General features: G+C 65.4%; 10 protein-coding genes. All 10 read left to right on the forward strand.

The window, feature by feature from the left end:
* Positions 1 to 117: 117 nt before the first annotated feature.
* The 10 genes from pcaH to pcaD all read left to right on the forward strand — a co-directional run bounded on the left by pcaH (position 118) and on the right by pcaD (position 9,781).
* Positions 118 to 837 carry a protocatechuate 3,4-dioxygenase subunit beta gene (gene pcaH / locus EGJ86_RS12650; RefSeq protein ID WP_106733434.1) on the forward strand — a complete coding sequence of 240 codons (720 nt, stop codon included), beginning with the start codon at positions 118 to 120 and terminating at the stop codon, positions 835 to 837.
* Between the two features lie 12 nt (positions 838 to 849).
* A complete protein-coding gene (gene pcaG / locus EGJ86_RS12655; protein WP_125835314.1) occupies positions 850 to 1,458 on the forward strand; it encodes a protocatechuate 3,4-dioxygenase subunit alpha in 609 nt (202 codons plus the stop codon).
* 4 nt (positions 1,459 to 1,462) lie between these two features.
* A complete protein-coding gene (gene zapE / locus EGJ86_RS12660; protein ID WP_125835324.1) occupies positions 1,463 to 2,506 on the forward strand; it encodes a cell division protein ZapE in 1,044 nt (347 codons plus the stop codon).
* Positions 2,500 to 3,447 carry an AEC family transporter gene (locus EGJ86_RS12665; protein ID WP_125835315.1) on the forward strand — a complete coding sequence of 316 codons (948 nt, stop codon included), beginning with the start codon at positions 2,500 to 2,502 and terminating at the stop codon, positions 3,445 to 3,447. The genes zapE and EGJ86_RS12665 overlap by 7 nt, the downstream gene beginning before the upstream one ends.
* Positions 3,448 to 3,685: 238 nt before the next feature.
* Positions 3,686 to 4,531 carry an IclR family transcriptional regulator gene (locus EGJ86_RS12670; RefSeq protein ID WP_099526311.1) on the forward strand — a complete coding sequence of 282 codons (846 nt, stop codon included), beginning with the start codon at positions 3,686 to 3,688 and terminating at the stop codon, positions 4,529 to 4,531.
* A gap of 131 nt (positions 4,532 to 4,662) precedes the next feature.
* On the forward strand, positions 4,663 to 5,514 hold the full coding sequence (locus EGJ86_RS12675) for a CoA transferase subunit A (RefSeq protein ID WP_125835316.1): 852 nt from the start codon (positions 4,663 to 4,665) through the stop codon (positions 5,512 to 5,514).
* Entirely contained in the window at positions 5,514 to 6,296 is a 783-nt protein-coding gene (locus EGJ86_RS12680) for a CoA-transferase subunit beta (RefSeq protein WP_099526313.1), read from the forward strand. Before EGJ86_RS12675 ends, EGJ86_RS12680 begins: the two co-directional genes overlap by 1 nt.
* Positions 6,293 to 7,498, forward strand: coding sequence for a 3-oxoadipyl-CoA thiolase (gene pcaF / locus EGJ86_RS12685; RefSeq protein WP_125835317.1), 1,206 nt, complete (start codon positions 6,293 to 6,295; stop codon positions 7,496 to 7,498). The genes EGJ86_RS12680 and pcaF overlap by 4 nt, the downstream gene beginning before the upstream one ends.
* Before the next feature lie 132 nt (positions 7,499 to 7,630).
* Complete coding sequence (locus tag EGJ86_RS12690) at positions 7,631 to 8,983, forward strand: 3-carboxy-cis,cis-muconate cycloisomerase (protein ID WP_125835318.1); 1,353 nt, start codon at positions 7,631 to 7,633, stop codon at positions 8,981 to 8,983.
* 9 nt (positions 8,984 to 8,992) lie between these two features.
* Positions 8,993 to 9,781: a 3-oxoadipate enol-lactonase gene (gene pcaD / locus EGJ86_RS12695; RefSeq protein WP_125835319.1), complete on the forward strand. Its 789-nt coding sequence runs from the start codon at positions 8,993 to 8,995 to the stop codon at positions 9,779 to 9,781.
* The last annotated feature ends 145 nt before the right edge of the window (positions 9,782 to 9,926 follow it).

Genomic DNA, 9,926 nt, shown 5'->3' on the forward strand with positions numbered 1-9,926 from the left:
ATGTTTTGACGGTGTCTTTTCAATGTTCATCTAGGCAGGTTTGGCCGAGACTGCGCCAACTCCCCGGGGAACCTGCACCCTGGGAAAACTCCACAATAGCCATAACAGGAGTGCACCATGCCTGCCGAGGACAACCGTCGCTTTGCCATTCGCGACCGCAACTGGCATCCGAAAGCCTTCACCCCCGACTACAAGACATCCATTGCCCGTTCGCCGCGCCAGGCGCTGGTAAGCATTCCGCAGTCGATTTCCGAAACCACCGGCCCGGACTTCTCGCACCTGAAGTTCGCCGAGCACGACAACGATTTGCTGCTCAATTTCAACAACGGTGGGCTACCCATCGGTGAACGCATCATCGTCTCCGGCCGGGTCATGGACCAGTACGGCAAGCCGATCCCGCATACCCTGGTGGAGATGTGGCAGGCCAACGCCGGCGGCCGCTACCGCCACAAGAACGACCGCTATCTGGCGCCGCTCGATCCCAACTTCGGTGGTGTCGGCCGCGCGCTGACCGACAGCGAAGGCCGCTACATCTTCCGCACCATCAAGCCCGGCCCCTATCCGTGGCGCAACAACCCCAACGACTGGCGCCCGGCGCACATTCACTTTTCGCTCAATGGCCCCTCGATCTCCACGCGCCTGATCACTCAGCTGTATTTCGAGGGTGATCCGTTGATTCCGCTGTGCCCGATCGTCAAGGCGATCGCCAACCCGGACGCGGTGCAGACGCTGATCGCCAAGCTCGACATGAGCACGGCCAATCCCATGGATTGTCTGGCCTACCGCTTCGACATCGTGCTGCGCGGCCAGCGCAAAACCCATTTCGAGAATAAGTAAGGAGGGATGACCATGCCTGTTGAACTGCTGCCGGAAACCCCTTCGCAAACCGCCGGCCCCTACGTCCATATCGGCCTGGCCCTGGCCGCCGCCGGCAACCCGACGCGCGAGCAGGAAATCTGGAACCAGATGGCCAGCCCCGAGGCGCCGGGCGAGCACATCGTGCTGGTCGGTCATATCTATGACGGCAACGGCCACCTGGTGCGCGACGCCTTCCTCGAGCTGTGGCAAGCCGACCACCAGGGCCAGTACGACGAGGATTACGACCAGAGCAAGGCCTTCAATGGCTTCGGCCGTACCGCTACCACCTTCGATGCTGGCAGCGAATGGTTCGCCTACACGGTCAAACCGGGTGTAGTGAACAACGCCGCCGGCGTGCCGATGGCGCCGCACGTCAACGTCGCGCTGTTCGCCCGTGGCATCAACATCCACCTCAATACTCGCCTGTATTTCGAGGACGAGGCTGAGGCCAACGCCAAGGACCCGGTGCTGAACCTGATCGAGCAGCCGCAGCGCCGCGAGACGCTGATCGCCAAACGCTGCGAAGTCGAGGGCAAGACCGCCTACCGTTTCGATATCCGTATCCAGGGGGACGACGAGACAGTGTTCTTTGACTTCTGACCCGGTGGCGCCCGCCGAGGCGGTGCGCCGTCACTTCGACCGCGAGCTGGCGGCCCGGGGCTTTCGCGCCGGCCCCGCCCAGCAGCGGGCCATCGCCCAACTTGCCGACTGGCTGGGCGCGCAGCTGGCGCCCAAGCGGCGCTGGCGGCGTCCGGCTGCGGGTGTCTACCTATGGGGCGGTGTCGGGCGCGGCAAGAGCTTCGTCATGGATTGCCTATTCGCCGCCGCGCCCGTGGCGAACAAGCGCCGGGTGCATGTGCACGGTTTTCTCCAGGAGCTGCAACAGCGCCTGAACGCCTACAGCGGCCAGCCCGAGCCGCTGGCCCGGGTCGCCGCCGACCTGGCCGTGGAAGCGCGCCTGCTGTGCTTCGATGAGTTCCATGTGCATGACATCGGCGACGCCATTCTCCTCGGGCGCCTGCTCGAATGCCTGCTGCGTGAAGGCGTGGCGTTGGTGTTCACGTCCAATTTCGCACCGGCCGGGCTGTGCCCGAACCCGCTCTATCATGTACGCTTCAGGCCGTTCATCGCGTTGCTGCAGCGCCATTGCCAGGTACTCGAACTGGACGCCGGCGAAGACTATCGCCAGCGCACCCGGCACGATTGGGGGCGCTTCATCCAGGCGCCTGCCGAACGGGCCGACAGCCTGTTGTGCCGCGCCTTGCAGATCGTCGCGGGCGAGGGCGGCGAGCTGCAACTGAACCGCCGCTCGTTCGCCTTGCGGGGGCGAAGCGGGCAGGGGATCTGGCTGGATTTTTCGGCGCTGTTCGAGGTGCCGTCATCGACCGCGGATTACCTGTGGTTGTGCGAACATCTCGCTTGCGTCGCCGTCAGTAACGTTCCGCCGCTGCATCGGCTGTCACTGGATGTGCAGCAGCGGGTGATCAACTTCATCGATGTTGCCTACGACAGTGGGGTGGTCCTGCTGCTCGCCAGCGAGTCGAGCCTGGAGCGGGTGTGCGCCGATATCGGCGCCAGCGATTTCAGCCGCACCCGCAGCCGTTTGCAGCAACTGTCCAGCTCTGTGGAGAACTGCGTCGCGTGTTAGCCGTACTCAGCATTACCGCACCGATTTTCATCCTGATCGGTCTGGGTTTCGTGTCGGTACGGGGTGGTCTGGTCAACCGCGAACAACTGCGCGGCATGGGCACCTTCGTCATCACCTTCGCCTTGCCCGCCCTGGTGTTCAACGCCCTGGCCAAGCGGCCGCTGAGTGAGGTGCTCAACCTGCCGTACATGGGCGCCTATGCCCTGGGCTCGCTGGCGATCTTCGCCATCGGTTTTGCCGTGGCCTTCTGGTTGCGCCAGCAGGGCGTGTCGCGCAGCGCGATCATGGCCCTGGGCGTGTCGGTGTCCAACAGCGGTTTCATCGGTTACCCGATCGCGCTCACGGTGCTGGGCGAGCAGGCCGCCGTAGCGCTGGCCCTGGGCATGCTGGTGGAAAACCTGCTGATGATCCCCCTGGCGCTGATGCTTGCCGAGAGCGGACAGCAGCAGGCGCAGTCGAAGTGGGCGGTGCTGGGTGAAACCCTCAAGCGCCTGCTGAAGCACCCGATCATCGTCGGTATCAGTCTGGGCCTGGCGGTCTCGTTGCTGGGGATCGACCTGCCGACCCTGCTGAGTCGCCCCATCGACATGCTGGCCAGTGCCTCGGCGCCGGTGGCGCTGTTCGTGATCGGCGGCACCCTGTACGGCATGAAGGCCAATGGCGTGTGGCGCGAGGTGGCGCAAATCAGCCTGGCCAAGCTGCTGTTGCACCCGCTGGCGGTGTTCACCGCGCTGATGCTCATGCCCGGTATCGAGCCGCACATGCTGGTGGCCGGGGTGCTGTTCGCCAGCGCGCCGATGCTGAGCATCTACCCGATCATGGGGCAGCGCTTCGGCCTCGAGGAGCGTTGTGCGGCGGCGCTGGTCGGGGCGACCGTGCTGGCGTTCTTCACTATCAGTGCGCTGATCGGCTTCATCGAATTCCGCGGGCTGCTCGCGTAAGCAGTGGCTAGCCCCGCCCGCACCCTGAGGGGTACCTGACCGTAACGGCCGGGGCTGGGCGGCAGCAAGGGCATTGAGCCTCGTAGCCCGGATGAAATCCGGGAATGACTGAGACAATGGCCGCGGATTGCATCCGGGCTACAGAAGTGTCGTTTGCTGTTTTGCTCAGCATGTTTGCGATTACCGCACGACGGTTCGATAATCGCCAAGTGCTGTTCATCGCCGTTTCGGAGTCATCATGAGCGAAACCCGTCCGCCGCTTACCAGTCTTGCTCCGCCGCCCTACGTATCGCCGGCCAAGCGTATCGAGGAGTTCGCTGGCGACCCCAACTTCATGACTTCCCTGGCCCGTGGCCTGGCGGTGATCAACGCTTTCCAGGAGCGCAAACGCCACCTGACCATCGCGCAGATCAGCCACCGCACCGAGATTCCTCGTGCTGCCGTGCGCCGCTGTCTCTACAGCCTGATGAAGCTGGGCTACGTCACCACCGACGGGCGCACCTATTCGCTGCTGCCCAAGGTCCTCACCCTGGGCCACGCCTACCTGTCGTCGACGCCGCTGGCGGTATCCGCGCAACCTTTCCTGGATCGCCTCAGCGAACAACTGCACGAGGCCTGCAACCTGGCCACGTTGGAAGGCGAGCAGGTGCTCTACATCGCGCGCTCGGCGATTCCACAGCGGCTGATCTCGGTAGACCTGAGCGTCGGCAGCCGCCTGCCGGCCTACTGCACCTCCATGGGTCGCATCCTGCTCGCCGCGCTGGATGACGATCAGTTGCAGGACTACCTGGCCCACGCCGAGATGCAGCCCAAGACCAGCCGTACCCTGCACACCCCCGACGCGCTATGGGAGTGCCTGCAGCGCGTGCGGCACCAGGGCTGGTGCATCGTCGACCAGGAGTTGGAGCAAGGCCTGCGTTCGCTGGCGGTGCCGGTGTACGACTCCGCCGGCCACGTGCTGGCAGCGATGAACATCAGCACCCACGCTGCTCGCGTTCCGGCCGCCGAGCTGGAAAAGCGCTACCTGCCGCTGATGCTGTCGGCCAGCCGAGAGTTGAGCGGGCAGTTGTTCCGCGCGGTGTAAACGTTCGAAGGTGTTCGATAATCGCCCGATATGGCGATTATCGGATTGTTCTCGTCAGGGTCAGTTTTTAATGTGGCAGGTATCCACCGCGCTCGCTTCGGTGGCGCCTGCAACCTGACGAGAACAATACGATGGCCGACATCATCACGCTGCGCGACGCCATTTCGCGCCATGTCCAGGACGGCGATTGCGTCGCCCTCGAAGGCTTCACCCACCTGATTCCCACTGCCGCTGCCCACGAGATCATCCGCCAGGGCAAGAAAGACCTGCATCTGGTGCGCATGACCCCGGATCTGGTCTACGACCTGCTGATCGGCGCCGGTTGCGCGCACAAGCTGACCTTCTCGTGGGGCGGCAACCCTGGCGTCGGTTCGCTGCACCGCCTGCGCGATGCGGTGGAGAAGCACTGGCCGCACAAGCTGGAAATCAGCGAGCACAGCCACGCGGCCATGGCCAACGCTTATGTCGCCGGCGCTTCCAACCTGCCGTTCGCCGTGCTGCGTGGCTACCAGGGTTCTGATCTGGTCAAGGTCAACCCGGAGATCAAATTCATCGAGTGCCCGTTCACTGGCGAGAAGCTGGCCGCGATCCCCAGCGTGCGCCCGGACGTCACCGTGATCCACGCGCAGAAGGCCGACCGCAAGGGCAACGTGCTGATCCAGGGCATCCTCGGCGTGCAGAAGGAAGCCGCCCTGGCCGCCAAGCGCTGCATCGTCACCGTCGAGGAAATCGTCGACGACCTGCAGGCGCCGATGAACGCCTGCGTGCTGCCGACCTGGGCCATCAGCGCTGTCTGCGTGGTACCTGGCGGTGCCCATCCGTCCTACGCCCATGGCTACTACGAGCGCGACAACCGCTTCTACCAGGCCTGGGACCCGATTGCCCGTGACCGCGACACCTTCACCGCATGGATCGATGAGTACATCCGTGGCACCGAGGATTTTGCGCAGTACCAGGCGAAAGTGAATGGGGAGGCCAAGTGATGAGCGCGTTCAACACCAATGAAATGATGACCGTGGCCGCCGCACGCCGCCTCGGAAATGGCAGCGTCTGCTTCGTCGGCATCGGCCTGCCGTCCAAGGCCGCCAACCTGGCGCGCCTGACCCATGCGCCGGAAGTGGTACTGATTTATGAGTCCGGCCCGATTGGCGCCAAGCCAAGCGTGCTGCCGCTGTCCATCGGTGACGGCGAGCTGGCCGAAACCGCTGACACCGTGGTGCCGACCGGCGAAATCTTCCGCTACTGGCTGCAGGGCGGGCGTATCGACGTCGGCTTCCTCGGCGCGGCTCAGGTCGACAAGTTCGGCAACATCAACACCACCGTGATCGGCGACTACCACGCGCCGAAAGTGCGCTTGCCGGGCGCCGGTGGCGCGCCGGAAATCGCCGGTTCGGCGAAGAAGGTGCTGATCATCCTCAAGCAGGGCCATCGCACCTTCGTCGACAAGCTGGCCTTCATCACCTCGGTTGGCCATGGCGAGGGTGGCGATCATCGCAAGCGCCTGGGCCTGCCAGGTGACGGCCCGGTGGCGATCATCACCGACCTGTGCATCATGGAGCCGGAAGCCGGCAGCAACGAATTCATCGTCACCTCGCTGCACCCGGGCGTGACCCGCGAGCAGGTGATCGAGAACACCGGCTGGCAGATTCGCTTCGCCGACAACCTGACCACCACCGAGGCGCCGAAAGCTGAGGAACTGGCCGCCCTGCGTGACCTGGAAGCGCGCACCGCTGCCGCCCATGGTCAGGCTGGAGGTGAGGAATGAGCCGCGACGTATTCATCTGCGACGCCATCCGCACGCCGATTGGTCGCCTCAATGGCGCGCTGTCGGCGGTACGCGCCGATGACCTGGCGGCGATTCCGCTCAAGGCGTTGGTGGAGCGTAACCCGCAGGTCGACTGGTCTGCAGTCGATGAAGTGTTCATGGGCTGCGCCAACCAGTCCGGCGAAGACAACCGCAACGTCGCCCGCATGGCGCTACTGCTCGCCGGTCTGCCGGAAACGGTGCCAGGCGTGACCCTCAACCGCCTGTGCGCCTCGGGTATGGAGGCTGTGGGCGCTGCCTTCCGCGCCATCGCCTCGGGCGAGATGGAGCTGGCCATCGCGGCTGGCGTCGAGTCCATGACCCGCGCGCCTTACGTGATGGGCAAGGCCGACAGCGCCTTTGGCCGTGGCCAGAAGTTGGAAGACACCACCCTGGGCTGGCGCTTCGTCAATCCGCTGATGAAAGCGCAGTACGGCGTCGACCCGATGCCGGTCACCGGTGACAACGTCGCCGATGACTACGGCGTCAGCCGCGCCGACCAAGATGCCTTCGGCCTGCGCAGCCAGCAGCGTGCGGCGGTGGCCCAGGAGAGCGGTTACTACGCCGAGGAAATCGTCCCGGTGGTGATCAATACCAAGAAGGGCGAGATCGTCGTCGACCGTGACGAGCACCCGCGTGCCGACACCACCGCCGAAGGCCTGGCCAAGCTCAAGCCGGTCAACGGCGAAGGCAAGACTGTCACCGCCGGCAACGCCTCGGGCCTTAACGATGGCGCCTCGGCGATGATCCTGGCGTCCGCTGAAGCAGTGCAGAAATACGGCCTCAAGCCGCGCGCCAAGGTGCTGGGCATGGCCAGCGGCGGCGTCGCTCCGCGCATCATGGGCGTCGGCCCGGTGCCTGCGGTGCGCAAGCTGCTGGCGCGGCTGAACCTGAGCATCGAGCAGTTCGACGTGATCGAGCTGAACGAAGCCTTCGCCGCTCAAGGCCTGGCCGTCACCCGTGATCTCGGTCTGCCGGACGACAGCCCCAAGGTCAACCCGAACGGCGGTGCTATCGCCCTCGGTCACCCCCTGGGCATGAGCGGCAACCGCCTGGTGCTCACCGCCGTGCATCACCTGGAGAAGACCGGCGGCAAGCTCGGCCTGGCGACCATGTGCGTGGGCGTCGGCCAGGGCCTGGCGCTGGCCATCGAGCGGGTTTGAGGTTTATTGGTGCGCACGGCGCACCCTACGGTTTGGCGTATGACGCGCCTCGTAGGGTGCGCCGTGCGCACCATAGGCCGACATTGATGCCACACTAGGCCGTGCGCCCATTTCCTCAGGAACCCACTGCTCGTGAGCAACCAACTTTTCGATGCCTATTTCACCGCGCCGGCCATGCGCGCGATTTTCTGCGACGCCGGGCGGGTGCAGGGCATGCTCGACTTCGAGGCCGCCCTGGCACGGGCCGAGGCGCGCGTGGGGCTGATCCCCTCCGAGGCCGTGGCGCCCATCGCGGCGGCTTGCAAGGCCGAACTCTACGACTATCCGGCGCTGGCCCAGGCCATCGCCACGGCGGGTAATTCCGCTATCCCGCTGGGCAAGGCACTGGGCAAGCGCATCGCCGCCACTGACCCCGAGGCCGAGCGCTACGTGCATCTTGGCGCCACCAGCCAGGACGCCATGGACAGCGGCCTGGTGCTGCAACTGCGCGCTGCCATCGGCCTGCTGGAAAGCGATCTGGCGAAGCTCGGCGATGCCCTGGCGGCGCAGGCCGAGCGCCATATCGAAACTCCGCTGGCCGGGCGCACCTGGCTGCAGCAGGCCACGCCGGTCACCCTCGGCATGAAGCTGGCCGGTGTGCTCGGTGCCGTTACCCGTCATCGCCAGCGTCTGAGCGAACTCAAGCCGCGCCTGCTGAGCCTGCAGTTCGGCGGCGCCTCCGGCAGCCTGGCGGCGCTGGGCGAGGCCGGTTGGGCGGTCAGCGGTGCGCTGGCGCAGGAGCTGGAACTGACCCTGCCCGAGCAGCCCTGGCACACCCAGCGTGATCGTCTGGTGGAATTCGCCAGCCTGCTGGGGATGATCGCCGGCAGCCTGGGCAAGCTGGGCCGCGACCTCAGCCTGCTGATGCAGACCGAAGCCGGCGAAGTCTTCGAGCCGTCGGCGCCGGGCAAAGGTGGCTCGTCGACCATGCCGCACAAGCGCAATCCGGTCAGCGCTGCGGTGTTGATCTGTGCCGCCACGCGCGCGCCGGGCCTGGTAGCGACCATGTTCAGCGCCATGCCGCAGGAACACGAGCGCAGCCTCGGTCTCTGGCACGCCGAGTGGGAAACTCTGCCGGAGCTGTGCTGCCTGGTCTCCGGCGCCCTGCAGCAGGCGCTGCTGGTGGTGCCGGGGCTGGAGGTGGATGCCGCACGTATGCGCGCCAATCTGGAACTGACCCAGGGGCTGGTGCTGGCCGAGGCGGTGAGCATCGCTCTGGCGCAGAAGATCGGCCGTGACGCGGCTCATCACCTGATCGAACAGTGCTGCAAACAGGCGGTGCGCGAGGGCGCCCATCTGCGCGCGGTGCTCGGCGCCAATGCCGAGGTCAGCGCACAACTCTCCGCTGCCGAGCTGGATTGCCTGCTCGATGCTGCGCACTACCTGGGTCAGGCTCGTCGCTGGGTCGAGCGGGCCGTTGCCGAACACACGCAATTTTCGCGTTAGGAGTTATCCATGTCTGCCGTACGTCTCGCCGATGGCGATTTGAACTACCTACTAGAAGGCCCGGCCGGTGCACCGGTGCTGGTGTTGTCCAACTCGTTGGGCACCGACCTGCACATGTGGGATGCGCAGATCGCGGCCTTCACCCAGCACTTGCAGGTGTTGCGCTACGACACCCGTGGTCATGGCGCCTCGCTGGTGAGCCAAGGCCCGTACAGCATCGAACAGAACGGTCGCGACGTGCTGGCCCTGCTCGATGCGCTGGGCATTGCCAAGGCGCATTTCTGCGGGCTGTCCATGGGTGGTCTGATCGGTCAGTGGCTGGGCATCAACGCGCCCGAGCGCATCGAGCGCCTGGTGCTGTGCAACACCGCCGCCAAGATCGGCACGCCAGAAGTGTGGAACCCGCGCATCGAGATGGTTCTGGCCGAGGGCGAACAGGCCATGCGCGGTTTGCGTGATGCGTCGATCTCGCGCTGGTTCACCGCCGACTTCGCCGAGGCCAATCCGGGCAAGGTCGACCCCATTGTCGGCATGCTGGCGCAGACTTCGCCCGAAGGCTACGCAGCCAACTGCGCGGCCGTGCGCGATGCCGACTACCGCGAGCAGCTTGGCAGCATAGTCGCGCCGACGCTGATCGTCTGCGGCAGTGGCGACCCGGTTACCACCACCGAGAATGGTCGCTTCATGCAGGAACGAATCGCTGGCGCCGAACTGGTGGAGTTCTACGCCGCGCACCTGTCCAACGTGCAGGCCGGTGATGAGTTCAGCCAGCGCGTGCTGGATTTCCTGCGCGCCTGAACACTGCATCTTTTCTGTAGGAGCGGGGGGGGGGGGGGGGGGGGGGGGGGGGGGGCGGTGGGGGGGGGGGGGGGGGGGGAGAGAGCACCAATAGAGGGGTGTTTAGTTGGGGAAAAAAAACCCAAAAAAGAACGCGGAGAGGGGG

Origin of the sequence: Pseudomonas sp. o96-267 (assembly GCF_003935465.1) — a bacterium.
Classification (GTDB): Bacteria; Pseudomonadota; Gammaproteobacteria; order Pseudomonadales; family Pseudomonadaceae; genus Aquipseudomonas; species Aquipseudomonas sediminis.